This window comes from Dinoroseobacter sp. PD6 (assembly GCF_028807315.1).
GTDB classification, from domain to species: Bacteria; Pseudomonadota; Alphaproteobacteria; order Rhodobacterales; family Rhodobacteraceae; genus Dinoroseobacter; species Dinoroseobacter shibae.
In genome coordinates this window covers 22,480-45,156 of the sequence record NZ_JARAMN010000012.1, presented here as the reverse complement: position 1 = coordinate 45,156, position 22,677 = coordinate 22,480, and the positions used below count along the sequence as shown (strand labels likewise).

The following is a 22,677-nucleotide window of genomic DNA, read 5'->3' as shown; positions in this document are numbered from 1 at the left end:
TTGTACAGTCCGAGCGGATGGCCGCTGTCCGATGCCCATGAGAAAAGCCGACGCTGCGATCGCGTTCTGGCGCAAAGAGCCCATACCTCCTGAATGCTGCACAGTGCCTAAATGGCAGCTTTCGCTCATCACCCGCTTGCCATACCGGCAATCATTGCGCCGAGTGCTACAAGGTGTACAAGCATGAGCGCCTTGTCATTCCATAGCGCGCCGACGGCGAACCATCCCACGACACCGACGAGAAACAGGTAAAGGTTCCAAGGTGTCCAGCCAAATCCCGTCGCGGTGTAGCCCATGATCTGAACGGCGGATGCGCCCCACTTGACCGAGAAGACAAGGCGCTCGCGCGGTGATACAAGGGCCAAGGTGTCAGACGGCACGGGTCAACCCTCCATCGATACGCAGGTTTTGCCCCGTCACGTAGCCGCCTTCTTCCGAGGCGAGCCACGAAATGAGAGAAGACACTTCCGAAGCGAAACCGTAGCGTCCCATGGGAATACGCGCCTTGCGATCTTCGGTTTCGGGCAAGCTGTCGATGAAGCCCGGAAGTACGTTGTTCATCCGAATATTCTCTGACGCATATTTGTCGGAATAGAGCTTCGTGAATGCAGCGAGCCCGGCCCGGAAGACGCCCGACGTGGGAAAAAGAGGGTCGGGTTCGAATGCCGCGAAGGTCGAGATGTTGATGATTGCCCCGCCGCCGTGCTCCTGCATCAGTGGGGTGACAAGCCGTGTCGGACGGATGACGTTCATCAGGTAGACTTCCATCCCTTGATGCCAATCGTCGTCGCTGATTTCGAGAACTGGTCCTTTTGGCCCGTGGCCAGCAGAGTTCACCAAGACATCGATACGGCCCCAACGATCCTTCGCACTCTCGACCAAAGCGTTCAGTGCGTCTTCATCAAGGTTGGAGCCGGTCACGCCAAAACCGCCAAGTTCGTTGCCGAGCGCTTCGCCCTTGCCGGACGAAGACAGGATGCCAACTTTGAATCCGTCTTCTGCCAGCTTGCGCGCTGCATCCGCACCCATGCCGCTTCCGGCTGCCGTGATCAAAGCTACTTTTTCTACTGCCATATCGAGCATCCCTTCTTGGTTTAGCCATACATGATGCTTTCGCTGAGAAACTTCGATTCAGAATTGATGTTGCATGACAGTAGAAATACTATTGCAGTATGACGGAACTTCCTCCGCTCAACAGTTTGCGTGCGTTCGATGCAGCAGGCCGTCGCCTCAGTTTCCGCTCAGCCGCTGAAGAATTGGGCGTTACGCAAGGGGCCGTCGCGCAACAGGTGCGCCAGCTCGAAGCGCATCTTGATGCCGTCTTGTTCGAACGGGTGCCGAAGGGCCTGGCTTTTACGTCAGTCGGGCGCAGCTATCACAACCGGATAGCCGGAGTGTTCGCAGACCTTCGAGCCGCAACTGCCGAACTGAAACCAGAGCCGAACAAGGTCCTTATCAGCGTCACGCCGACCTTTGCTGCGAAATGGCTGATCCCCAATCTACCGGACTTCACCGCAGCACACCCAGATATCGATTTGCGGATCATGGCGACCGAAAGAGTTTCCAGCTTCCACAGCGACGGGATAGACCTTGCAGTGCGCCAGGGATCGCCGCCGTTTGGCGCGTCACTGGACGTAACGCTCTTGTTCAGGCAATCGTTGATCGCGGTCGCCGCGCCGAAGTTCGGGGACAAGCGCGATGCTCCTCTTGATCCAGAAACCCTTGCCAAACAGCCGAAAATCCATGACACCCATGACCAATGGCCGGGCTACTTTTCGCATCTGGGCATTCAGGACCAGTCGTCTCGCCACCTACGTCTGAGCCAAACGTCCCTTGCGGTCGATGCAGCCATCGCCGGGCAGGGATTAGCCTTGGTGAGCCGTTTTCTGGTGGCTCAAGACCTCGAAGCCGGACGTTTGGTGGAGGTTGGTGCAGCCTGGGACGCGGTTGGAAATGACTTCTATGTCCTCATGCCGCGAACAGCCAAGAACAATGCGACGGTCGTCAATGTCATGACGTGGCTTACGGCGCGCTCCGCCGAAGATGCCTGACGCCTTGGTTCAAAGCGGCCATTCCGATCATGTGGACGAGCGGGAGCAAGGTCCCGCGATCTGTGGATCCTTCTCCACAACTTCGCTGCACCATTAACGAAAGGTAGCGATCTCTGCCGCCGTGCAGCGTTGTACATCGAGCACTTGCAGCGATTTTTTGCGCTGCGAGCGCACGCAGCTAGAAAATCGAATTCACGGTGAGGGCTCAGAGTCCGCATTCGCCGCGCGCGGCCGCAATGTCTGGTATGCCGGCGGACCCTGTCCATCAAATATGAACTGGCGGCTACTTTAGCAGCCTATTTGCTGTCGCCGCTTCCGATCCGCGTCAATCCGTCAAAGTCGATTTCCTGCTTCTGTTGCTCAGTCAGATCCGGCCGGGTTTCTGATACCGGCTGGGGCCCTTTGACGTCCCACATCACCGCGTGCGCGCCTATACTCCAGCGATACACCCAACCAACTACGCTGCACCCATCGGTCCCGATCAGATTGGCAATCGCGACGCCTTCACCTTTATCATCGTCCACTGTTTACTGACTTCCTGCACTTTGGCGCTGCAATCGCGGCATCGTGTTCCCAGGCTTCGCCTGCACAGCATGACGCAATTGGTGGATGTTGGCTAACTACTCTTCCTTGAAGGAGCTCACTTCACGAGGGGACATCCAAAGCGGTACGCCCCAAATTTACTTTGTTCTCAAATCCTGTGGTCGGGCTCCGTGGCGGCTTCGACGATCGCCAATATCTCGAAAGGGTCAAATCCAACGGCTCTGGACAATGCGATGAGCTCAACGACGTCAATGCGGCGCTCTCCGCTCTCAACACGGGCCACGAATGACTGGTGATGTCTGAGTTTGACCGCCAATTCCTTCTGGCTGAGGCCAGACTTAATCCGGGCGTCGACCAACGCCTGGCACAAAGCCTCTTGTCCTTTGCTTCTGATTGTTTGCGCCACGCGTCACATACCTTTTGTGACGTCGCTAGCGGATGAAATCTGTTATCTAAAAAGTAGATATTTGAGGGTGTTATCGGCGTCTGGTTTCCAAGGGGTGCACGTCTGGTGCATGCCCAGTGGCCCATCAATCCCCCACCAGTTCCAGAAACCGACCGTAGTCCAGACTGACTTCGCGAGCTTCCTCAAAAGCACGCGCACGCTCCTGCTCGAGGCAGCGAAAGTAGTCCTGAATGTCCGCGATGTAGACCTCAAAGTCCCGTCGGATGATGTCGGCATAATCCCGGGCGGCTTGCGAATCGCTTGGGACGAATGGCCGGACGGGGGCGAGACAGGATTCCGCTTGGCTTGCAGCCGGAACGAGCATCAGCAAGGCTACAGCCTGTATCTTCACCCATCGGCTCAACCGGAGGTTTCTGAAACCGCTTATTTCCTTGATAGACGCCAATGGCCGTGCCTAGAGTTTGAGTAACCGAGATACAGCCGTATCTGCCGCATTATATCTTGCGGTTAATAATATACTATCGTAACTCTGGGCTTCAAGTGGGAATGCCCGGGCGTTGCGCGTTTGCAGAAAGCGTGAGCCGGGCCATGAAGTGGGACATCGAAGCACCAAATGTGGTTACGGAAGCACGTTTCCGCGAACTCGTGGAAAGTGGCTATAGCGCTGAAATCCTGTGCAAGGAGTCGGCACACAAGAAAGGCCCGAGTTATTACGGGGTCTGGGTCATGCGCGTGGTCTCTGACGAGGGCGTGGAGAAGCTTCTGGTCACGGCACGTACCCGGACAACCTACAACGACATCAAGATCCGCGAGTTCAAGACCATTACCGGCGTGGTGTCTTTCCTCATCGGCATCGGCTTCTCCCATGCCGATGTTCCACTCGAAGAAGGCCAGCGGACGACGCACAAGCTGGCTAAGAGCAACAAGGGCGGTAGCAAGTAGTCTTCTCCTTGTCTGGTTCCTCACGGGACCGGCCTCCGCGCAAATGGTTCTGGTCATGGAGAGCGATGGCTCTCTGACCCCGTCCCGCTCTCAGGATAGCTTTGCCCGCAACTACAATGACGGTATCGGACAGTGGTCCGCTACTGACGAGTTGGCGATCCTCGGTGAAGATGAACCAGCTTTTGAACATGACGCGTTGCGTTTTGCAGCACTCGCCCGTCCGGCACCCCTGCCCCGCGCCGATGTTCTGGCGGCCATCGAATCCACCGGCCTTCGCTATGCCGGGCATCCCGGGCTGCGGCGCACGGATCTATCAGTCCGAGACTGGCTAACCCTCTACCGCGCCAATATCGAAGTCGAGAGAGCCTACCGACAGGATGCGATCTCGAGTGCAGGCGCAATTGGCCTTGGTCAATTGATGCCCGCGACGGCGCGCGATCTCGGCGTTGACCCGCGTGATCCGCTGCAGAACCTCGACGGCTCCGCCCGCTACCTCGCGATGATGCTGGAGACGTTCGGCGATCCGCGGCTCGCGCTCGCGGCCTACAACGCCGGACCGGATGCGGTCCGCCAGTATGGCGGCATTCCCCCCTACCGAGAAACCCAGAACCACGTGGCCCGTGTCATGGCCGTCGTGGCCCGATTGGAAGGAACAAATTCATGAGACAGATTTCAAACCTCTTTGTCGCCTCGTTGGCGTTCTTCCTGCTCGTCGCAGAGCCTGCGCTTGCGCAAAGCATCGATCTCTCCCCGATCCAGAGCTTGTTGCAAGGCATCGTTGATGCGCTGACCGGCCCGCTTGGCGTTGTCATCGCGACGCTCGCAGTCCTCGGCGTTTTCCTGAGCTGGTTCTTCAACATCATCGATCTGCGGCAGGCGCTTTGGGTGCTTGTCGGCATCGCGGGTGTCGCCGCCGCTCCCACAATCGTTGCTGCGGTCTTCGCCGGTGGCTGAGCGCTCGCCCCTCTTTCTCGGCCTCGTGCGGCCGCCGAAGCTTCTGGGCCTGCCCATCATGTATGCGATGGTCTGGCTCTTCGGCTCCGTACTGCTCTTCGTCTGGGTCCAGCACATCGCGGTGCTGGGCGTGGCCGCCCTGCTCTACCCGGTGCTTTGGAAGGCCGCCGACTGGGATCCGCGCTTCATCGACGTGATGATGACGGCGTTGCAGGAAACCCCACCGACGCGGAACCGCTCAATTCATAGCGGGGATAGCTATGCGCCCTAATGAAGCCCATGATGTCACGGTCGATCCCCGCACGATGACGCCGGATTGGTATGCGCGCGAAACCCGCCTCGCGCACATGCTGCCCTATGTGAGCTTGGTTGATGACCGCACTGTGCGGACGCGCGTGAACGAGCTTTTCCAGTGCATCCGGCTCGACGGGGTTAATAGCTACACAACGGATGATGCCTATCTCGACAAGGTGACGGCGCTATTCGCCCGGATCATCGCGCAGCTGGGGCCGGAGTTCAGCTATTACGTCCACAAGGTTTCCAAGGCCATCAAACCTGATCTCGACCCGATCCGTGAGGACAGCTTCGCAGGCGAGGTTGACCGGCGCTGGCGCGCGAAACTCGAGACCAGCGGGCTCCGCGACAAAACACTGACGCTCACCGTCATTCACCGCCCGCCTCCGAAAAGCCTCCTGCCATTCCTGAGCCGCAGCGCGCCGGACCGACTGAAGGAGGAGACCCGCAAACGCTTGCAGCGCCTCGGCGAGGCCGTGAACGTCTTCCTCTCGGGGCTTACCGAGCTCAAGCCGCGCCTTCTCTCCGCCGCATCTGGGGAGTTGATCGGCTTTCTGGGGGCCCTCAACACTGGCCAGGAACTGCCGCTCTATCCGGCGAACACCTACGGCTTTCTGTCCTTCAACGTCGCCAACACGCGCGTGTCGTTTCAGGGGGATCACTTCGAGCTCTCCGAAGGCGTCGTGGGACACCGCTTTGGAAAGAGCTTCACCATCGGGGAATATTCCGAGGCCACCTCCTGCACGATGTTCGACATGCTGAACCTGCCGGTCGACATGATCGTCACGCACTCCTTCACGCCGATCAACTCGAACCTCATGGCGGGTCGGATCAAGCGGCAGAAGCGCCAGATGCAGGCCAGCCAGGATGCGGCCCTCTCGCTCATGGAAGCGCTCGACATCGCCGCCGACGATCTGGAGGCCAAGCGCCAGAGCTTTGGCGAGCACCACATGGTCGTGACGATCTTCTGTGATACGCTGGACGAGTTGCAGACCCTTAGCGCCGAGATCGTCAACGCCGCCGCCGCCGAGGGCGTGAAGATGATCGGCGAACGGGTCGCGGCCAAGGCGCATTACCTCAGCCAACACCCCGGCAATCAACCGAAGCGCGTGCGTGCCAGTGCGATCACCAATCGCAACTTCGCGGACTTCGCGGCGTTTCATCGGACGCAGCTTGGCAAGCCTGCCTCGAGGACGCCCTGGGGTCAGGTCATCACCTATCTGCCCACGCCCGAGCAGAGCGCATACCGGTTTTCCTATCACGAGCAAGGTTCGCCCGACAAAGAACCCACCAGCGGGCATACCCTGATTATGGGCCGGCCCGGATCGGGTAAATCAGTCCTGTCGGCCTTTCTCATGACACAGGCCCGTCGAGCAGGGGCGCGGATCTTCGTCTTCGATTACCGTCTCGGTATGGAGATGGCGGTCCGCGCCAATGGCGGGCGCTACGCGTCTTTGAAAGCCGGACAATCTACTGGGCTCAACCCCCTTTGGACCGAGACTGACAATCGCGGCACGGCTTGGCTCTCGGACTGGCTCGCCACTCTGCTTCATCGCGCAGACAAGCCGCTGACGCCCGCGCAGACCAACCGAATTCAGGAAGTCGTACGCCAGAACGCGCAGGCCTCCAATCCAGCCCTGCGGAACTGGCGGGACTTTGCATCGCTCTTTGTCTCGACCGATGATGGCGCCGATCTGCATCAGCGCCTGCTCGAATGGACCGAAGAGGGCCGCTACGGCTGGATCTTCGGCCAGACGCTGGAAGACACATTCTCTCTGGAAGGCGATGTGGTCGGTTTCGATCTCACCGGCATTCTCGACAGCGAGGCGGAGAAGGAACGCATGGCCGTCCTCTCCTATCTCTTCCGCCGGGTCGAGCGCGAGATCGAAGACCGCCGCCCTACGATCATCGTGATCGACGAGGCCTGGAAGGCGCTCGACAACGCCTATTTTGCCGAGCGACTGTCGAACTGGCTGGTCACCGCACGCAAGCAGAACACCGTCGCGGTGATGATGACGCAATATGTCAGCCAGCTCGAGCGTACCCGGACCGGCAAGACCATCGTCGAGGCCGTGCCGACGCAAATCCTCCTCCCGAACATCCGCGCCCATGCCGCCGATTACGCGATGCTGAACCTCTATGAGAAGGAACTCGATGTGCTGCTCAACACCGGCAGCGACAGTCGCCTCGCGCTCATCCGCGATGACCAAGGTTCTATCGTGGTCGATGCCGATCTGAGCGCCCTAGGGCCCAATCTCACCATCCTCGGCGGCATGGAAAAAGGCGAGGCCCTCGTCGGAGCCGATTACCGCAACCGCCCGGACTTCTGGAGGATTTCATGACACGCATTTTTGTGCTTCTCGCCGTGCTCGGCGTCTTGGCCTCCTGCGCCCAGTACCAAGAGCCGCAGGCCAATTGCTTCGCCTTCCTCGCATCAACGGCACCCACAGCACCTGATTGCACTTTCACGCCCCTCGGCGCGCCGGAGCGCGACATTGAAGTGTAGCCTGCCTCAAATCCTCACGTTTTGCCTGCTGCCCGGTCTCGCCCTGTCCCAAGGTGTGCCGACCAACGACAGCGGGCTGACCGCGCGCGACATCGTTGAGACCGGTGATCGCGAGGCCGACCTCGCGGTCCAGGCCGACAAGCTTGCCGTGCGTGAACTCATCGCCGAGATCGAGCGCGAGCAACTCGAGACCCTGCAACGCATCCTCGACGCCCAGACAAGTTTTGGCGGTCAGGGCCTGCCGGCAATGGTCTCGGGCTTGGAAAGCGGCAGCGGCGATCCGACCCGCTCCGTCGAGGCGGTCTATGGCACGGGTGAGATCGATCCCAATCCCGGCGGCGCACAGATGTTCGGGGATGCTGCGGAAAACATCGAGCAGCTCATCATCCGCGTCGCCAAGGAGACCAGCGGCTTTGCAGGTGTTGGCCGCGCGGGCCTCTCGCCCGTTCAGTGGCGGGCCCTGCTACAGGCGCTCATTTGGCAGGAAAGCCGGTTCACCATCGGCGCACGCTCGCCCGTCGGCGCCTTCGGCCTCACCCAGATCATGCCCGGAACCGCCAGCGATCTCGGCATAAACCCGGAATATTATGACAGCCCCTACCTGCAGGTTCATGGCGGCGCGCGTTATCTCGCCACCCAGCTCAACACCTTCGACGGCAATATCATCAACGCCCTCGCGGCCTATAACGCCGGACCCGGCCGTGTGTTCGAATATGGCGGTGTCCCGCCCTTTGCCGAGACCCAGCACTACGTCCAGGTCATTCCCGAACGCTACAATCTTTATCTGAGCCGCATCGGCGGGATCGAAGCGCTCGGCACGATCGACCCCGCGCTTCTGGCCAATGCCAACCTCTCGATCACCGGGCATGGTGCGGCCTTCTATGGCAACAATTCACCCGCCGCGATCCGACAGGCAGCCTTTCGCATCTCGGATATCGTCGAGCGGATTTCTGAAACCGAAGACGTTCAGGAGAGCATCGCGCTCAACACCTATGCCCGCGCCGAACTCGTGCGCCTCGTCGCAGCCCGCATCCGGCTACAGGCGGCGCGCACCCGCGTTCTCTCCGCCGAAGAGCTGGCCCAGGCCAGCGCCCGCATGGCCGAGGGCGCGTTCATGGAATTCACGATCAGGGAGATTGATTGATGGGACATTTGCTCATGAGAACGGCCTTGGCCACGACGCTTGGGATTGGCCTGCATTTCGCCACCCTCACCTCCGCCGTGGCGCAAGGCGTGCCTGTCGTCGACACCCAGAACATCGCGCAAAACATCCAGCAGCTCCGGCAGATGATCGAAGACGAGATCCTGCAAAACGAGCAGTTGACGCAGCTCCGCGAACAGCTCGGCCTTCTCACGGACCAACTCGCGGAGCTGCAACGGACATACGAAGCCCTCACCCGTCTCGCCGAACTGCCGGAAATCATCCGTACCGATATGGAGGACGAGCTGAATGGCCTGCTCGATCAGGAATTCGGGGACATCCTCGCCACCATCGAAGCCATCAAGACCGGAGATTTCTCCGGCCTCTCTGGCTCCGGCGCGGGTGAGATCGAAACTCAGATGGACCGGGTGCTGGCCGATCTCGGCTTTGACGACGATACCCTCTCGGAAATGGCCACCAGCGGCAATCCCGGGGCCAACCGCGTGGCGACCCAAGCCACAACCGGCGCACTCGTCTCGGCCGCCGCCCAAAACAGCTACGAGGACGCCGGCCAGTCGCTGGAACGCGTCGACCGGCTCGTCGGGCTGATCGATGACATGGACGAACTCAAGGAAAGCATCGATCTCAACACGCGCGTGACGGCGGAACTGGCGATCGCGCTGGTCGCAATGTGGCAGCTCGAAGCGGTGCAGACCGTGGGCGATGGCACCGGCGGTGTGATCGATGCCGCCACCATCGCCGAGGAACAGCGCTTCATGGATTTCACCCTGCCGGACCTGCGGGCAGATTGATCCGAGGTTTGACGCGTGGCGAGTGAACAAGAAATCATCGAAGAAGAGCTGGTCTATGGTGCCCTGCGCCGCGAACGGCTCTGGCAGCGCCTTGGGCTCATCGGGCTCATCTTCGGCATTCTCGGATGCATGAGCGCGGCGGCTGTCGCGATCCTTGATGTCGACCCGCCACCCGTGGTTGTGCCCTATGATCCTGCAACCGGTTTCGCGCTCCCCGAGGCTTCGGTGGGCGCGACTTCGGTCACAGCCAACCAGGCGGTCATCGAGGCGGAGGTCTTCCGCTATGTGACCGACCGAGAGGTCTATAACCAGCTCGACAATGACCTGCGCATCCGCAGCGTCTTGCGCCGCTCGGATGGTGCTGCCGAGAGCGGGCTGCGCCAGATCTGGAACAGCGCCAACGAGAACTACCCGCCGACGGTTTATGGTCCAAACGCCCGGCTCGATGTGGAAATCCTCAGCATCAACCGGATCGGCACCAACCGCGCCACGGTCCGCCTGCGCAAGCGTCTGACCTCCATCAACGGCACCCAAACCGGGCTCTTCACCGCCACGCTGCTCTTCGAGTTCCGCCCCGAGACCCGTCGTTCCATCGACGAGGTCTGGACCAATCCTTTTGGTTTTACGGTCCTCGAATATTCCATCCGCTCCGACAGATTGGAGAATTAATGGGTTTCTGGAATTCACTTCAAATTATCTTGTCACCAATGTCCCGAGAGCGCGCAGCGCGGCAGGGTATTGGCGACGCAACTCATTCCGGAAACGCATGTTTGCTCCCAGTTCGACTTGTCATGCTCTCGATTGCCCTGCTGCCGGTCCTCGCCCATGCCGAAGCGATCCCGCGCGGCGGCCCCAATGACAGCCGCGTCCGCTTGGCCACCTACCAGGAAGGCCAGGTCTATCGACTGAATGTCTCGCTCACCCATGTGACCACGGTCGAGTTCGGGGAAGGCGAGAGCATCCGCTCGATCATCGCAGGGGACACGGAAGGCTTCGAGATCGACGGTGTGCCTGGCGGGCAGGCCTTCGCGATCAAGCCCGTCGCACGCGGCGTCCATACCAATGTCACGGTCTATACCAACCGCCGCAGCTACTATTTCAACGTCCAGGAGACCCGCAGTCCGACCTTTTACGTGGTGCAGTTCCGCTATCCGGACGACAATGCACGGCCCACACGTGCCATCGCGGCCCAAGCGCCAAACTACAATTACGGCGCCAGCGCGCGGACCGATTTTACGCCAACCCGCATATGGGATGACGGGACCTTCACGTATTTCGAACTCCCGCGGAACGCGCCGGTGCCCGCGATCTTTCGCTACACGAATGGCCGCGAACGGACGGTCAACACCCAAGCGACCGGGGACGGCGTGATCCGGGTCTCCGGGGTGAACAGGCAATGGGTCCTGCGGATTGGTGACGAGGTGGTCTGTATCGAGGCCACACCGCCAGCGGGGGTGGCATCATGAGCGACACCGGAAACGCGGACCTCGAGAAACGCCTCGCTGCTCTAGAACAAGGCAAGGGCGCAGGTTTGCCCCCTGCCCCACGACGCTCACCGCTGCTCGCTTTGGTCGTTGTCCTCGCGATCGGCGCGGGCGGTACATCGCTCTATGTCATGTCCCAACCCGAGGAGGAGGAAGCCCTGCGCACGGCGACACCGGACGTGTTCCAGAACGAGGGCGACGGCTTCGGCGCCATCGAAACCCTTCCCCCACTCGAGCCCGAAGTCGTTCTTGTCGCACCGGAGCTGGTGGAGCCCAATGCAGAACTTCTGGCCCAGCTCGCAGCCCTTCAGGCCCAGATCGAAGAGTTGCGCAATGCGCCCGAACCCGTCGTCGAGGAAGACACAGCTGCCGCCGAAGCCATCGATGCACTGACAGCCCAGATCGCGGCGCTGCAAACCGCGTCGGAAGCCGCGCAACAGCAGTTTCGAGATGAGCTCACGGCGCGTGATCGCGAGCTGGAGCAAATCCGCATGGACCTCGAACTCGCACAGCTTGAGGCCAATCGCCCCCTTCCCGCACCCATCGGCCCAACCGAGGACGAGTTGCGCGCGCGGGAGGAAGAACGGTTGCGCCGCGAGGAGGAAGCACGACGGCTCGCGGAACTTGAACGCCGCGCGGAAGAGGAACGCGCATTCCAGGAGCGCCGCATCACCTCGCCGACGATCGCTTTTGGAGGTGCATCCGGTGCGAATGAGACGGCGTTAGCCGAGCGGACTTTTGGCGAGGTAACGGATTTTGTGCTGAACGGCGCGCTCCCCACTTCTGTGACGCAGGCTGAGGTCATTGCTAACCCGTCCAACACCATCATTCAGGACACGATGATCCAGGCCGTCATGGAAACCGCCCTCGACAGCTCCCTGCCGGGCCAGACCCGCGCCGTCGTTTCCGAGGACGTGTTCAGTTTCGATGGCTCCCGCCTTCTGATCCCGCGTGGGTCCCGTCTCATCGGGCGCTATCGCTCTGGCGTCGATATCGCTCAACGTCGTGTCACGATCGCGTGGGACCGGATCATCCTGCCCGACAATCAAACCATCCAGATCAGTTCCTTCGGGGGTGATGAACTAGGTCGTTCCGGCGTGACGGGTTTTGTCGACACCCGGTTCGATGAGCGCTTCGGCTCGGCGGCGTTGATTTCTCTGATCTCAGCGGCCCCAAGCGCCGCCGCTGCAAATGTGCAGGACGAGGCCGCAGCGGATGTGCTCGAAGACGTGGGCGATGATCTGGCTGATGCCACGGACAGCGTGATCGGCGATTACCTCTCCATCGGCCCCGTTATTTATGTCGACCAGGGCGCGCGCGTCACGGTGATGGTCGACCGCGATCTGGAGATCTTCTGAGCCCATGTCGCTGAGCTATCTCCAGACCTCGCTTGATCGGATCGACGCCGCCGCCCGCGACGATGTCATCGAGATCTGCATCAACCCCGACGGCAGCTGCTGGGGAGAATTCCAGGGCGATCACTTCATGCGGAGGCTGGATCAGGCATTGACCGCAACAGAAGTCAAAGACCTGGGCAACCAGATCGCCTCTTCCGCCAACACAACGATGAGCAAAGACCGCCCGATCGTCTCGGTCTCGATCACCTACAAGGACCGCCCGATTCGTGCGCAGGTCATCACCCCGCCCGCCGTGCTCTCTGCCATGTCGATCAGCCTGCGGTTTTTCTCCAGCCTGCCGCTCGATGGGATCGCCCTGGATTTCCTCTATGGGAAAGAACGCAAGCTGGAAGAACTCCGCCTCGAGAAAACCCGTGAACTCCGCGAGGTCGTGGCCGCTGGTATCATTGATGACGCCCTCGCATTCTGCGTCGAGAACAAACTCAACATGATCGTCTCGGGCGGCACTTCCACCGGCAAGACCGTCGCCGCGCGGAAGATCCTCTCTCATGTGCCGTCTGACGAACGCATCGTCACCATCGAGGAAGCTGCCGAGCTTCTGCCGACCCAGCCGAATGCCGTGACCCTCATCGCCAATCGGGACTCGGAGTTCCAGACCGCCGATGTCCTGCTCACCGCGACGCTGCGGATGCGTCCCGACCGGATCATCCTCGGTGAGGTGCGCGGCAAGGAAGCGATGACTTTCCTAGAAGCGATTAATACCGGCCATGGCGGGTCAATGACCACGCTGCACGCCGAAACCCCGCAACTTGCCGTACAGCGTCTGGCCATCGCCGCGCTCAAGACCGAGATCCCGATGACCTATACCGACATGATTCAGTACATCGAGAACTCCATCGATGTGATCATCCAGGCCGGTCGCCACGACGGCCGACGCGGCATCACAGAATTCTACCTCCCCGGCGCAACCGAGATCGGAGCTTCCCAATGAAGACCTTTGAATACGATATCTTGTCCTTTCCCATGACCCGTAAGACCAGCCTTGCCGACATGCAGGCCAGCCTGAATGCCAAAGGTGCAGAAGGCTGGGAGGTCGTCTCGATCAGCTCCTCAGAATTCGCCAACGTGGGACACACAGTCTTCCTGAAGCGTGAGACCACACCCGCCGGAGCGACAGCATGAGGCAGGCGGGCTGTACCCTCGTAGTGACTGCGCTGGTTCTGGGCCTGACGTCGGCACCCGGCTTCGCTGAGCGCAATCTCGTGCCGACCCTCGAGCGCAGTTTCGACGTCTGTCCAGACCGGCCCGCTGAACCCGTGTGGATTCAGGAGATCCCCCTGCGCCAAGCCTATCAGCGCGTGCTGGTCCAGGACATCTACCGCGCCCAGAATCTCGAGCGCATCGTCGAGATCGGCAACTGCGACTGCGCGACCCGGTTCCCATCGTGGGATGCGGCAGAGGCGGTGTTTCGTGAGCTCTACGCCAGTGATGAACGCTGGGAAATGCTGGAAGCTTCGGACGCCTACAACCGCCGCGCAAGCGCCGTCCGCCCTGCCGCCAAAGCCATCTGCGAAGCTGCAGGCAATTGGTAGGGTAGCCCCGTTATGAGCGTCGTCACCTATTTCGTTGAAACCTCCCAGGGCTATCTCGACACCGCAGCAGAAACCCAGTTCGGGTCGGTCGCGACAACGGTCGGCACGCTTCTCGTCCTGGGAACAACGCTCGTGGTGATTCTCGTCTTCCTGAACATGATCTACCAATACAAGGCGATGGACGGCCGCACGGCATTCTGGCTCGCAGTCAAGATCGGACTGATCGGGATATTCGCGACCAACTGGGTCCAGTTCAACGCGCTCTCCTCCGCCATCCTTGCCGGCATCGACAGCATTGCGGGTGCGCTTGTCGCCTCGGTCGGTGGCGGTACCCCAGGTCCCTCCGGTACTTTCGCCGAAGAGTTTGACAGACTGATCGCGGAGTTGGGGGACTACTTGAACGCCGCTGGTTCCGAGTTGAACTGGATGGCCGGCGCCATGCTCGACATTGTCGGGGTCCTCTTGCTCTCGATTCTCGGCGGACTCGCAGCCTTCATACTCGTTGACCTGAGCCCCGTATCTTCCTCCAGTTTGAAGTAGAGTCCGCTCCAACGAGGAGACGGATGATGAAGCGATCGAGGTTCAGCGAGGAGCAGATCATCGCGATGCTGAAGGAGCAGGAGGCCGGCATGGCGACGGCCGATGTCTGCCGCAAGCACGGGGTGAGTTCTGCGACCTTCTACAAATACAAGGCGAAGTATGGCGGGCTCGAGGTGTCGGATGCGCGACGGCTGAGGGCGCTCGAGGACGAGAACGGCAAGTTGAAGAAGCTGCTGGCCGAGGCCATGCTGGACAACGCGATCCTGAAGGATGTCGCGGCAAAAAAATGGTAGCGCCCGGTGTCAGGCGGGAAGCGGTGGCCCACGTCGTTGCGACACACGGGGTGAGCCAGCGCCGGGCGTGCAATGCTTTGGCAGTGGACTGATCGAGCGTGCGGTATCGGAGCGTGCGCCCGGACGACGGCGAAGCTCGCGCCGCGATAAAGGCGGTGGCCGCTGAACGTCGGCGCTTCGGATACCGGCGCATCCACGTCATGCTCGAGCGGCAGGGGATCGTGATGAACCTCAAGAAGCTCAGACGGCTCTACCGCGAGGAGAAGCTCCAGGTGCGCCGGAGAGGCGGCCGGAAGCGCGCGCTCGGCACGCGACGACCGATGTTGCTGCCGGATGCGCCGAACATCCGCTGGAGCCTCGATTTCGTGAGCGACGCGCTGACGGACGGGCGCCGGTTCCGGGTTCTGGCCGTGGTCGACGACTACAGCCGCGAGTGCCTGGCGCTGGTGGCCGATACATCATTGTCGGGGCACCGGGTCGTCCGGGAACTCGATGCCGTGATCGCCCGGCGAGGGCGCCCAGCCATGGTGGTCTCCGACAACGGCACGGAGCTGACCTCGATGGCGATCCTGTCCTGGTGCCAGCGCACCGGCGTCGAATGGCACTACATCGCGCCGGGCAAGCCGATGCAAAACGGCTTCGTGGAGAGCTTCAACGGCCGGCTCCGCGATGAGCTGCTCAACGAGACACTGTTCTCATCGCTCGGCGAGGCGCGGCAGCAGATCCGCGCTTGGCAGCACGACTACAACCACCACCGCCCGCACTCCGGCCTCGGGAACATGACCCCGGCTGAGTTCATGGCAATGAAGGGGCTGGAAATGCGCGCCGCGTAGCCCCAGAAATCAACCCGCGGACTCTCCGAATGGTCGGAGGAGAGTCGGGGCTCAGGTCATCGTGGCCTCGCGTTTGATGATCGCACTTCTGATCGGGATCGCTCCAGTCATGATTTTCATGACCCTCTTCGAAGTGACCAAGGATTACTTCGCGCGATGGCTTTCAGCACTGGTTTCCTTTGCGCTCTACCCCATCGTTGTCGCCGGCGTGTTCGCCACGATCACCGGGGTATCATCAGCCCTGATCGGCGAACTGGGCGATCCGGAAGGCGCTTCCAACATTGGCGCGCTCATCCCCTTCTTCATGATGGTGCTCATGGCCAAGGGCTTCATCATCGCAACGCCATTCATCGTCCGCGCGATCTCCGGCAACATCATGATGCCCGCCCTCTCGGGTGGTCTAGGTGGTGGTTACAACTTCGCCCGTGCCGCCATGGGCAGCCAGCAGGCCTACAACCGCTATCTGATCGGCGGTGCCAGTGGCGCCGAATACGCAGCCCTCAGGGCGCGGCAGTTTTTTGGTGTGCAGCAGATGCCAGTGCGGCAAGGCATGGGACAGACGGGTCAGGCAAGCGGCACTGGGTCACCGGGGGCAGGGTCTCAGATGTTGGCGCAACTGGCACGTCTTGGAAGGCTGGGGCGGCGGTGACGGCCCATAGCTGCCGCCCACCAGCCTCGATTATTGCCGCAATGCGGTACGTTGAAGCAGCCGTTCGCTGCGGAAGCAAAACTGATATCATGTCTACGTGACTGTATGTGTCGCTGCTAGATCGTCCGCCAAAAGATTTCCACGAGCACGAACAGAATGAGCTGGTTATCTTCAACCAACGATGCGATCGCTGCGTCTGACTGGAATTCCCACTGTCAAGGCGAGTTATTCTATCCATTACGACCAAGTACGAAATCCGAAACACTTATCCTTTGGGCCTAATCCGGGCGGAACGATCTCCGAGCCACTCTCAAGTTGCGGCCGGGTGGCGGTAGAGATTTGGGTTGGCGACGCGGAGAAGGCGTGCAGCGCAGCTCTACCCTAGTCACTCTTTCAGCGGAACGGCCGCGGCCTGCATCTGCGCGGTGATGTCGATGTCTTGGTCGCAATAGGCCGCGATCACCGTTTCCCGTAACCATGCATTGGCGGGATCGGTCGCAAGGCGGCCCGACCATGCGAAGCGTATCGGAAAGTCCTTGGGCGCGGCTACGGGTTCGAGAATTTGCAGGCCGTAGCGTCTCCATGCCTCGTACATCACAAAGGCAGGCTGCGTGGTGATCATATCGGTTCCCTCTAGCATCGGACCAGCGAGGTGGAAATCGTGCACCTTGCCGCCCAATGTCCTCGGACGGTCAAGCACGCGGTGCTCTTTCTCGACAGGCGAACCACCAGTGTCTTCGACGGCGACCTGTAGGTAGCGATAGCGCGCAGCCGTTTCGGTGCTCCAGTTTTCGGCGGCGGGGTGACCTTTCCGAGCAAAACTGAAAAAGGTGAGTGGCGCAACATGGGCCGACTGGATCCCATCGGCAAGATGCGCCGGTCCGCCAACATGCAAGAGGTCAATGAGCCCATCGATCAGATCGTTCTGGTTGGTCGTTTTGATCCTGACCCAGTCTATCATCGCGCCGGGTGCGAGCGTAGCGATCTGCGCGGTCAGTTTGGCCATGAAGGCGGGTGAGGAATGCAACGCTATGCGGAAGACGCGGTTGGTGGTTGTCGGATCGAACGTCTCAGCTGGCTCGAGCGCACGGCGCAGGTTGCGCAGGATCGGCGCGATTTCATCGGCCAAAAGCAGCGCCCGCGGGGTCGGTTGCATCTTGCCGCCGACACGGACGAACAGTGGATCGTCGAACTGCGTCCGCATGCGGCCAAGCGCGTGACTGACCGCAGACGCCGTCAGGTGCAGCCGGTCGGCTGCCGCGGCAACGCTGCCTTCCTCGATCAGCGCCTCGAAGGTGGAGAGCAGGTTGAGGTCGACCTTGTGTAACTGAATTTGGCTCATGTCGGCCTGAAATCGTTTCGCTGGACTGAATTGACCTTGGGGCAGATACTGTTCCTGTGTCCAATGAAAAGCATCACGCGGATCGGGGGCACCACGACGAGAGGCTGAAATTTCTGCGCTTTCCGTAAGATACGACCCGGACAAGGCCGCCCCGGGGCAATAGAGCGGCCAAGACCCGACGACCTGAATTTCATTCCCGGCGGAAACGATCCGCGGCGCCCTCAATCTGCGCCGACAAGAAAGCTGTGCTCGCCCTAAGGCAACCAGATGGAGGAACGACCCATGACAGTTATCGAAGAACCGCAAGACGCGTCGCACATCCTGAGCGGTGAGGCCAATGGCCGGATCTGGGGCGGGCGCGCCGCGGATTGGGCAGACATCCAAGAACCGCAATGCGCGGCGGCCTACCACGCGGTGTTCGACAAGGTGCCGGTTGGTTCCGCGACCCGGCTGCTTGATGCCGGCTGCGGGGCTGGCATGGCCCTGCGCCTTGCTGCCGATCTTGGTGCCGAAATCGCAGGGATCGACGCGTCGGAAGGGCTTTTGGATGTCGCGCGCAGCCGGTTGCCAGGTACCCGGCTGGAACAGGGCGATCTGGAGATTCTGCCCTTCGAGGATGACGGCTTTGACGTCGTGACCGGCTTCAATTCCTTCCAATACGCGGCCGATCGGGTTGCTGCCTTGCGCGAGGCACGGCGGGTCGTAAAGCCCGGCGGCAAGGTGTTCATCATGACCTGGGGTGAACCCGGCAGTATGCAGGCGACGGCCCTTGTCGCGGCGCTGAAGCCGCTGCTGCCGCCGCCGCCCCCGGGCGCGGGCGGTCCGTTCGGCCTGTCCGAACCTGGCAAGCTTGAAGAACTGGCCACAGCCGCCGGCCTGGCCCCGCGCGAGGTGTTCGACGTGGACAGCCCATGGACCTATCCGGACCTTGAAACGGCGCAAAGGGGTCTTGGATCGTCGGGCGTGGCGTTCAAGGCCGCGGAAACCAGCGGTCAGGCGGCATTGGACGTAGCACATGAAGCGGCGCTTGCCCCATTCGTACAGCCCGATGGCAGCTACCGGATCGGAGCGACCTTTCGCATCCTCATGGCCGAAAAGACCGGCTGAGACCCGTCAGGGCCGGTTCGAAAGATGCCGTCCCGTCCCAATCGCATTTCGCAACCTAGGAGACTACGCATGAACACCTTCCTAAAAACCCTGTCCGTGGCCGCGCTTGCCGGTCTGACCCTGACATCTGTCGCAAAAGCCGAGGTGTCCGAGCATTTCATCATCCACGAATTGGCGCAGACACCACAGGAAGCCGCCACGCTGATCCGCGACTTCATCGCGATGGACGACGAGTGGTCGCTCAATGGCGATTTCGAAATGATGGGCGGTGCCGCCGTTGGCATGAAGATCTGCTTCAACTCCATGCGCGGCTATGTCGGGGCCGCAGGGCTGCACAACCTTGCTCTGATGCCCTGTGGCAATATCGCCTTTTATGAGGAGAACGGTCAATCCTACCTGTCCATGCTCGATGTCGGGTATATCACGACCCTGTCGCCGCATCCGTCGCTCGAAGAGGGCGTCGCCCTTGCGCGTCCGGCCTATGCCGAAATGCTCAGCAATGTCCTCGGTGTCGAATAGGGCGTCTCGACAGCGGGAAACGCCTCGCGCATGTGAGGCGCAAAGCCCCTCTCCACCCGGTCCCAGGACCGGGTTGGCACATTGATATTCGCCACCAAGCTGCGCAATCTCAATGCCTTCTCAATAACAAATGTCGCGGATGCGACCCAATCCAATTGATACCAGAGGGTTCTGCGTGGTACCGTTTCAGGATTACTTTCGGAAATCCGGCTGCCCAGCCCCAATTGTCATTCAGAGGTTCTCATGCCCCAGATCATTCAAGTCGCAGCGATAGCCGTTGCCACACTCGGGACCGGCGCGGCCACGATGACGGTCATGAACGAAGATATCCCTGACCTTAAGGTGCCGGAAGGCGCGTGGGTCGCCGATGGTGCGCTGGACGGTCGGGCCTTCGAGGTCTACGGCCATGACGTGAACAGCGGTGCCGTTCTGGAAGACGAAATCATATTCCGGGATGGGACCTTTCAGTCCGTTGACTGCCAGAACTACTGCGATTTCGGCTGGTCCGGCTATCAAACCAAAGAGATTGATGGCGTGATCCATTTCACCGCCACGACCGTTTGCCCGGATGCACCGCACACGGTGGTGTTTTACGGCCAGGTTGAGGGCGACGCGGTCACGATTCAAGGGACATGGACGACGCGCCGCTGGTACCGGACCAATCAGATCGTCATGGAAGTGGCGGGCACGGCCACCGATTTCGACACCGCAATCGCCGCCTCCGGCTGAGATTGGCGCTATGCGAACGCCCGGTCCCTCGCTGGGCGGTATCGTCCTGCGCGTCTTCATTCTGTTTGCGGTGCTGCTGCTGGCCACTTGGGGCGCGCACATGGTCCGCGACGCGCTGAACCTGCAGATCCGGCCCGACAACGAACAGCAGGTTCACCGCATGATCATGCTTGGCGCGGTGGCCTATATCGGGTTGCTGGCGCTGCCTTTCGTGCCCGGAGCCGAAATCGGTCTGGCCATGCTCGCGGCCTTCGGTCCGGCCATCGCGCCGCTGATCTATGTCTGCACCGTGGCGTCGATGATCCTCGCCTACACGGCAGGGCGGTTCTTGCCCATTGAAGTCTTGCGGCGGGTTTTGTCAGTCTTGCGGATGCACCAGGCCGCGGAACTCGTCGCCCGGGCAGCGCCCCTGTCGGGTGAGGACCGGGTTGCCATGCTGCTGGACGGGCATTCGACGCGCGCGCTGCGGCTCGCGATCCGGTATCGCTATGTCGCGCTGGCCGTGGCGGTGAACACGCCCGGAAACTCGGTCATCGGCGGCGGCGGTGGCATCATGCTGATGGCGGGCCTCAGCGGTATCTTTTCACCACTTGCCACCATCGCAACCATCGCCCTTGCCGTTTCACCGGTGCCGTTGGCGATGGTGTTTTTCGGCTTGCGGCTTTGACGCAAAATGCTTGCCGCACGAGAGCGCAAGCGCGCGGGGAAGGGCCCAGAAGAGTTTCAAGTCGGGTGGTCGGATATTCCGAGGCTACACTGGCCAGTGGGAAATAGCTTCGCTGCTCGGTCGCGACCGAAGACACTAATTGCTCTCAGCTCATCATATTCAATGCGCACCACTGCTCTGAGATGGAAGCGGCGTTGCAGAGAATTCTCGAAGTGCGAGGTCTATTGAACGTCGGCTTTCGCTGGAGCCACTTGGTCTATGCTCAGATGCTGGTTTAGCTTTAGTTAACCAATTCCTTAGCGTATTCACGCAAGGCAAATTTCTGGATTTTGCCGGTCGAAGTTCTGGGAATGCTTGTAATGATGAACTTCCCTGGAACTTTGTAGGCCGCCAGTCGCTCGCGGCACCATGCGCGCAATGCGTCTGTGTCGATGTCTTGGCCCGGTGCGGCTTCGATAAAGGCACAGGGGGTTTCACCCCATTTTTCGTGCGGCATTGCGACGACAGCAGCAATCTCCACTGCAGGGAAGCTATAAAGCACCTCTTCCACCTCGATGGAGGAGATGTTCTCTCCGCCAGAGATGATTATGTCTTTTGAGCGGTCCTTGAGCTGGATGTATCCATCAGGTTGGATCACGCCGAGATCGCCGGAATGGAACCAACCGCCCTCAAAGGCCTTCTGGGTTGCCGCCGGGTTCCGGAAATAGCCTTTCATCACAACATTGCCGCGGAACATGACCTCGCCCATCGTTTCTCCGTCGCGGGGAACGGGTTGCATGGTTTCCGGGTCAAGCACATCCAGCCCTTCGAGTGGCAGGTAGCGCACGCCTTGCCGCGATTTGAGGCGTGCCTGCTCTGCGCTGGGCAAGGATGACCAGGCTTCGTGCCAGTCATTAACGACAGCCGGGCCATAGGTTTCCGTCAGCCCATAAAGATGAGTGACATCAAAGCCTGCGGTTTTCATGTCGGCCAACAATTTTTCTGGTGGCGGCGCCGCAGCGGTGAAGAACTGCACCGTGTGATCCAGGGTGCGTTGTTCGTCCTTGGGCGCTGAGATCATGAGCGACATGACAATCGGGGCACCACAAAGGTGTGTCACTTTTTCATCCGCCAATGCGGCCCAGATCGGCGCGGCGCGGACTTGGCGCAAGCAGACATGGGTTCCGATAATGGCCGAAAGCGTCCACGGAAAACACCATCCGTTGCAGTGGAACATCGGCAACGTCCACAGGTAGACAACGTGTTTCCGCATGGAGGTGGTCAGCGCATTGCCTTGGGCCAGGAGATATGCGCCGCGATGGTGCGAGACGACACCCTTGGGATCGCCAGTTGTCCCGGAGGTGTAGTTGATCGAGATCGCATCCCATTCGTCTTCAGGCATGAACCAGGCGAAGGTCGGATCGCCGCCTGCAAGGAAGCTCTCGTAGTCTGTGCCGTCAAATTCCGTCCGCGTACCGTCATATTCTGGATCATCCACCTGGATCACCAAAGGGCTGACTTCTGCCAACGCCAACGCGTCTTGCAAGAGCGGCAGGAACTCGGCATCGACGATAACGATCTTTGACATCGAGTGATCCAGCTGGAACGCGATGATCGCCGCGTCAAGACGCGTGTTGATCGAGTGAAGAACACCCCCGCACATCGGCACCCCGTAGTGGCATTCCAGCATGGCTGGCGTATTAGGCAGCAGGGCCGAAACCGTATCCCCCCGTTCGATCCCGCGCTGCGCCAGTGCCGATGCAAACTGCCGTGAGCGCGCGTAGAAGTCTTCGTAGCTGCGCCGTAGGCTGCCGTGGATGATCGCAGTGTGATTGGGAAACACCGTGGCCGCGCGTTCCAGAAAGGTTAGCGGGGTCAGCGGTTGGTGGTTCGCCGGATTGCGATCCAGATCGGTGTTATAGGGGTTTGCGGCCAT

General features: G+C 60.7%; 26 protein-coding genes and 3 pseudogenes. 22 read left to right on the top strand and 7 right to left on the bottom strand.

Annotation, left to right across the window (positions count from 1 at the left end; all coding sequences use genetic code 11):
- Positions 1-128: 128 nt before the first annotated feature.
- Together PVW48_RS17395 and PVW48_RS17390 are read right to left on the bottom strand one after the other, a co-directional pair.
- Positions 129-380 (bottom strand): DUF6552 family protein, encoded by a 252-nt coding sequence (locus PVW48_RS17395; protein WP_274582252.1) that lies wholly within the window; start codon positions 378-380, stop codon positions 129-131.
- Complete coding sequence (locus PVW48_RS17390; protein ID WP_274582251.1) at positions 370-1,074, bottom strand: SDR family oxidoreductase; 705 nt, start codon at positions 1,072-1,074, stop codon at positions 370-372. The genes PVW48_RS17395 and PVW48_RS17390 overlap by 11 nt, the downstream gene beginning before the upstream one ends.
- Positions 1,075-1,172: 98 nt before the next feature.
- Here PVW48_RS17390 and PVW48_RS17385 point away from each other — a divergent pair, with 98 nt between their 5' ends.
- Positions 1,173-2,051, top strand: a complete 879-nt coding sequence (locus PVW48_RS17385) for a LysR substrate-binding domain-containing protein (protein WP_274582250.1) — start codon at positions 1,173-1,175, stop codon at positions 2,049-2,051.
- A 296-nt stretch (positions 2,052-2,347) separates the two neighbouring features.
- On the opposite strand, the gene PVW48_RS17380 is transcribed toward PVW48_RS17385, so the two are convergent.
- The 3 genes from PVW48_RS17380 to PVW48_RS17370 form a co-directional block, all read right to left on the bottom strand.
- Positions 2,348-2,575 carry a hypothetical protein gene (locus tag PVW48_RS17380; RefSeq protein WP_274582249.1) on the bottom strand — a complete coding sequence of 76 codons (228 nt, stop codon included), beginning with the start codon at positions 2,573-2,575 and terminating at the stop codon, positions 2,348-2,350.
- 167 nt (positions 2,576-2,742) lie between these two features.
- A complete protein-coding gene (locus PVW48_RS17375) occupies positions 2,743-3,000 on the bottom strand; it encodes a helix-turn-helix domain-containing protein (RefSeq protein ID WP_274582248.1) in 258 nt (85 codons plus the stop codon).
- Positions 3,001-3,124: 124 nt separating this feature from the next.
- The gene (locus PVW48_RS17370; RefSeq protein WP_274582292.1) at positions 3,125-3,364 is read right to left on the bottom strand and encodes a hypothetical protein; all 240 of its coding nucleotides are present in this window, start codon (positions 3,362-3,364) and stop codon (positions 3,125-3,127) included.
- Between the two features lie 224 nt (positions 3,365-3,588).
- Here PVW48_RS17370 and PVW48_RS17365 point away from each other — a divergent pair, with 224 nt between their 5' ends.
- From PVW48_RS17365 to PVW48_RS17285, 17 genes and pseudogenes are all read left to right on the top strand, one after another.
- Complete coding sequence (locus tag PVW48_RS17365) at positions 3,589-3,942, top strand: hypothetical protein (protein ID WP_274582247.1); 354 nt, start codon at positions 3,589-3,591, stop codon at positions 3,940-3,942.
- Between the two features lie 43 nt (positions 3,943-3,985).
- Positions 3,986-4,606, top strand: coding sequence for a lytic transglycosylase domain-containing protein (locus PVW48_RS17360; protein ID WP_274582246.1), 621 nt, complete (start codon positions 3,986-3,988; stop codon positions 4,604-4,606).
- Positions 4,603-4,896, top strand: a complete 294-nt coding sequence (locus tag PVW48_RS17355) for a TrbC/VirB2 family protein (RefSeq protein WP_274582245.1) — start codon at positions 4,603-4,605, stop codon at positions 4,894-4,896. The genes PVW48_RS17360 and PVW48_RS17355 overlap by 4 nt, the downstream gene beginning before the upstream one ends.
- A complete protein-coding gene (locus tag PVW48_RS17350; protein WP_274582244.1) occupies positions 4,889-5,167 on the top strand; it encodes a type IV secretion system protein VirB3 in 279 nt (92 codons plus the stop codon). Before PVW48_RS17355 ends, PVW48_RS17350 begins: the two co-directional genes overlap by 8 nt.
- Positions 5,157-7,532, top strand: coding sequence for a type IV secretion system protein B4 (locus PVW48_RS17345; protein WP_274582243.1), 2,376 nt, complete (start codon positions 5,157-5,159; stop codon positions 7,530-7,532). Before PVW48_RS17350 ends, PVW48_RS17345 begins: the two co-directional genes overlap by 11 nt.
- A complete protein-coding gene (locus tag PVW48_RS17340; protein ID WP_274582242.1) occupies positions 7,529-7,696 on the top strand; it encodes a hypothetical protein in 168 nt (55 codons plus the stop codon). Before PVW48_RS17345 ends, PVW48_RS17340 begins: the two co-directional genes overlap by 4 nt.
- Positions 7,697-7,751: 55 nt before the next feature.
- Positions 7,752-8,840, top strand: a complete 1,089-nt coding sequence (locus tag PVW48_RS17335; RefSeq protein ID WP_274582241.1) for a lytic transglycosylase domain-containing protein — start codon at positions 7,752-7,754, stop codon at positions 8,838-8,840.
- Positions 8,840-9,649: a type IV secretion system protein gene (locus PVW48_RS17330; RefSeq protein ID WP_274582240.1), complete on the top strand. Its 810-nt coding sequence runs from the start codon at positions 8,840-8,842 to the stop codon at positions 9,647-9,649. Before PVW48_RS17335 ends, PVW48_RS17330 begins: the two co-directional genes overlap by 1 nt.
- Positions 9,650-9,664: 15 nt before the next feature.
- The gene (locus tag PVW48_RS17325; RefSeq protein WP_274582239.1) at positions 9,665-10,318 is read left to right on the top strand and encodes a virB8 family protein; all 654 of its coding nucleotides are present in this window, start codon (positions 9,665-9,667) and stop codon (positions 10,316-10,318) included.
- A gap of 122 nt (positions 10,319-10,440) precedes the next feature.
- On the top strand, positions 10,441-11,115 hold the full coding sequence (locus tag PVW48_RS17320) for a TrbG/VirB9 family P-type conjugative transfer protein (RefSeq protein WP_274582238.1): 675 nt from the start codon (positions 10,441-10,443) through the stop codon (positions 11,113-11,115).
- On the top strand, positions 11,112-12,491 hold the full coding sequence (locus tag PVW48_RS17315; protein WP_274582237.1) for a TrbI/VirB10 family protein: 1,380 nt from the start codon (positions 11,112-11,114) through the stop codon (positions 12,489-12,491). The genes PVW48_RS17320 and PVW48_RS17315 overlap by 4 nt, the downstream gene beginning before the upstream one ends.
- A 4-nt stretch (positions 12,492-12,495) precedes the next feature.
- Positions 12,496-13,482, top strand: coding sequence for an ATPase, T2SS/T4P/T4SS family (locus PVW48_RS17310; protein ID WP_274582236.1), 987 nt, complete (start codon positions 12,496-12,498; stop codon positions 13,480-13,482).
- Entirely contained in the window at positions 13,479-13,673 is a 195-nt protein-coding gene (locus PVW48_RS17305; protein ID WP_040182603.1) for a DUF4177 domain-containing protein, read from the top strand. The genes PVW48_RS17310 and PVW48_RS17305 overlap by 4 nt, the downstream gene beginning before the upstream one ends.
- The gene (locus tag PVW48_RS17300) at positions 13,670-14,083 is read left to right on the top strand and encodes a hypothetical protein (RefSeq protein ID WP_338020480.1); all 414 of its coding nucleotides are present in this window, start codon (positions 13,670-13,672) and stop codon (positions 14,081-14,083) included. The genes PVW48_RS17305 and PVW48_RS17300 overlap by 4 nt, the downstream gene beginning before the upstream one ends.
- Before the next feature lie 12 nt (positions 14,084-14,095).
- Positions 14,096-14,587, top strand: a pseudogene (locus tag PVW48_RS17295) (type IV secretion system protein); the annotation flags it as partial.
- 62 nt (positions 14,588-14,649) lie between these two features.
- Positions 14,650-15,749, top strand: a pseudogene (locus PVW48_RS17290) (IS3 family transposase).
- Between the two features lie 55 nt (positions 15,750-15,804).
- A pseudogene (locus tag PVW48_RS17285) lies at positions 15,805-16,398 on the top strand (type IV secretion system protein); the annotation flags it as partial.
- Between the two features lie 385 nt (positions 16,399-16,783).
- Here the strand turns inward: PVW48_RS17285 and PVW48_RS17280 are convergent.
- A complete protein-coding gene (locus tag PVW48_RS17280; protein WP_274582232.1) occupies positions 16,784-17,740 on the bottom strand; it encodes a LysR family transcriptional regulator in 957 nt (318 codons plus the stop codon).
- 282 nt (positions 17,741-18,022) lie between these two features.
- Between PVW48_RS17280 and PVW48_RS17275 the strand changes: the two genes are divergently transcribed.
- From PVW48_RS17275 to PVW48_RS17260, 4 genes are all read left to right on the top strand, one after another.
- On the top strand, positions 18,023-18,847 hold the full coding sequence (locus PVW48_RS17275; protein WP_274582231.1) for a class I SAM-dependent methyltransferase: 825 nt from the start codon (positions 18,023-18,025) through the stop codon (positions 18,845-18,847).
- Between the two features lie 69 nt (positions 18,848-18,916).
- Positions 18,917-19,366, top strand: coding sequence for a hypothetical protein (locus PVW48_RS17270; RefSeq protein ID WP_274582230.1), 450 nt, complete (start codon positions 18,917-18,919; stop codon positions 19,364-19,366).
- A gap of 243 nt (positions 19,367-19,609) precedes the next feature.
- On the top strand, positions 19,610-20,095 hold the full coding sequence (locus PVW48_RS17265; protein WP_274582229.1) for a hypothetical protein: 486 nt from the start codon (positions 19,610-19,612) through the stop codon (positions 20,093-20,095).
- A 10-nt stretch (positions 20,096-20,105) separates the two neighbouring features.
- Positions 20,106-20,762 (top strand): hypothetical protein, encoded by a 657-nt coding sequence (locus PVW48_RS17260; RefSeq protein ID WP_274582228.1) that lies wholly within the window; start codon positions 20,106-20,108, stop codon positions 20,760-20,762.
- 280 nt (positions 20,763-21,042) lie between these two features.
- On the opposite strand, the gene PVW48_RS17255 is transcribed toward PVW48_RS17260, so the two are convergent.
- Entirely contained in the window at positions 21,043-22,677 is a 1,635-nt protein-coding gene (locus tag PVW48_RS17255) for an acyl-CoA synthetase (protein ID WP_274582227.1), read from the bottom strand.

Excerpts from the sequence above, each read along its gene's own strand:
- PVW48_RS17345 (WP_274582243.1), top strand. The coding sequence starts at position 5,157 with ATGCGCCCTAATGAAGCCCATGATGTCACGGTCGATCCCCGCACGATG.
- PVW48_RS17355 (WP_274582245.1), top strand. The coding sequence starts at position 4,603 with ATGAGACAGATTTCAAACCTCTTTGTCGCCTCGTTGGCGTTCTTCCTG.
- PVW48_RS17275 (WP_274582231.1), top strand. The coding sequence starts at position 18,023 with ATGACAGTTATCGAAGAACCGCAAGACGCGTCGCACATCCTGAGCGGT.
- PVW48_RS17360 (WP_274582246.1), top strand. The coding sequence starts at position 3,986 with ATGGTTCTGGTCATGGAGAGCGATGGCTCTCTGACCCCGTCCCGCTCT.
- PVW48_RS17320 (WP_274582238.1), top strand. The coding sequence starts at position 10,441 with ATGCTCTCGATTGCCCTGCTGCCGGTCCTCGCCCATGCCGAAGCGATC.
- PVW48_RS17260 (WP_274582228.1), top strand. The coding sequence starts at position 20,106 with ATGCGAACGCCCGGTCCCTCGCTGGGCGGTATCGTCCTGCGCGTCTTC.
- PVW48_RS17310 (WP_274582236.1), top strand. The coding sequence starts at position 12,496 with ATGTCGCTGAGCTATCTCCAGACCTCGCTTGATCGGATCGACGCCGCC.
- PVW48_RS17280 (WP_274582232.1), bottom strand. The coding sequence starts at position 17,740 with ATGAGCCAAATTCAGTTACACAAGGTCGACCTCAACCTGCTCTCCACC.
- PVW48_RS17265 (WP_274582229.1), top strand. The coding sequence starts at position 19,610 with ATGCCCCAGATCATTCAAGTCGCAGCGATAGCCGTTGCCACACTCGGG.
- PVW48_RS17255 (WP_274582227.1), bottom strand. The coding sequence starts at position 22,677 with ATGGCCGCAAACCCCTATAACACCGATCTGGATCGCAATCCGGCGAAC.
- PVW48_RS17365 (WP_274582247.1), top strand. The coding sequence starts at position 3,589 with ATGAAGTGGGACATCGAAGCACCAAATGTGGTTACGGAAGCACGTTTC.
- PVW48_RS17385 (WP_274582250.1), top strand. The coding sequence starts at position 1,173 with ATGACGGAACTTCCTCCGCTCAACAGTTTGCGTGCGTTCGATGCAGCA.
- PVW48_RS17300 (WP_338020480.1), top strand. The coding sequence starts at position 13,670 with ATGAGGCAGGCGGGCTGTACCCTCGTAGTGACTGCGCTGGTTCTGGGC.
- PVW48_RS17270 (WP_274582230.1), top strand. The coding sequence starts at position 18,917 with ATGAACACCTTCCTAAAAACCCTGTCCGTGGCCGCGCTTGCCGGTCTG.
- PVW48_RS17370 (WP_274582292.1), bottom strand. The coding sequence starts at position 3,364 with ATGCTCGTTCCGGCTGCAAGCCAAGCGGAATCCTGTCTCGCCCCCGTC.
- PVW48_RS17305 (WP_040182603.1), top strand. The coding sequence starts at position 13,479 with ATGAAGACCTTTGAATACGATATCTTGTCCTTTCCCATGACCCGTAAG.
- PVW48_RS17340 (WP_274582242.1), top strand. The coding sequence starts at position 7,529 with ATGACACGCATTTTTGTGCTTCTCGCCGTGCTCGGCGTCTTGGCCTCC.
- PVW48_RS17390 (WP_274582251.1), bottom strand. The coding sequence starts at position 1,074 with ATGGCAGTAGAAAAAGTAGCTTTGATCACGGCAGCCGGAAGCGGCATG.
- PVW48_RS17330 (WP_274582240.1), top strand. The coding sequence starts at position 8,840 with ATGGGACATTTGCTCATGAGAACGGCCTTGGCCACGACGCTTGGGATT.
- PVW48_RS17315 (WP_274582237.1), top strand. The coding sequence starts at position 11,112 with ATGAGCGACACCGGAAACGCGGACCTCGAGAAACGCCTCGCTGCTCTA.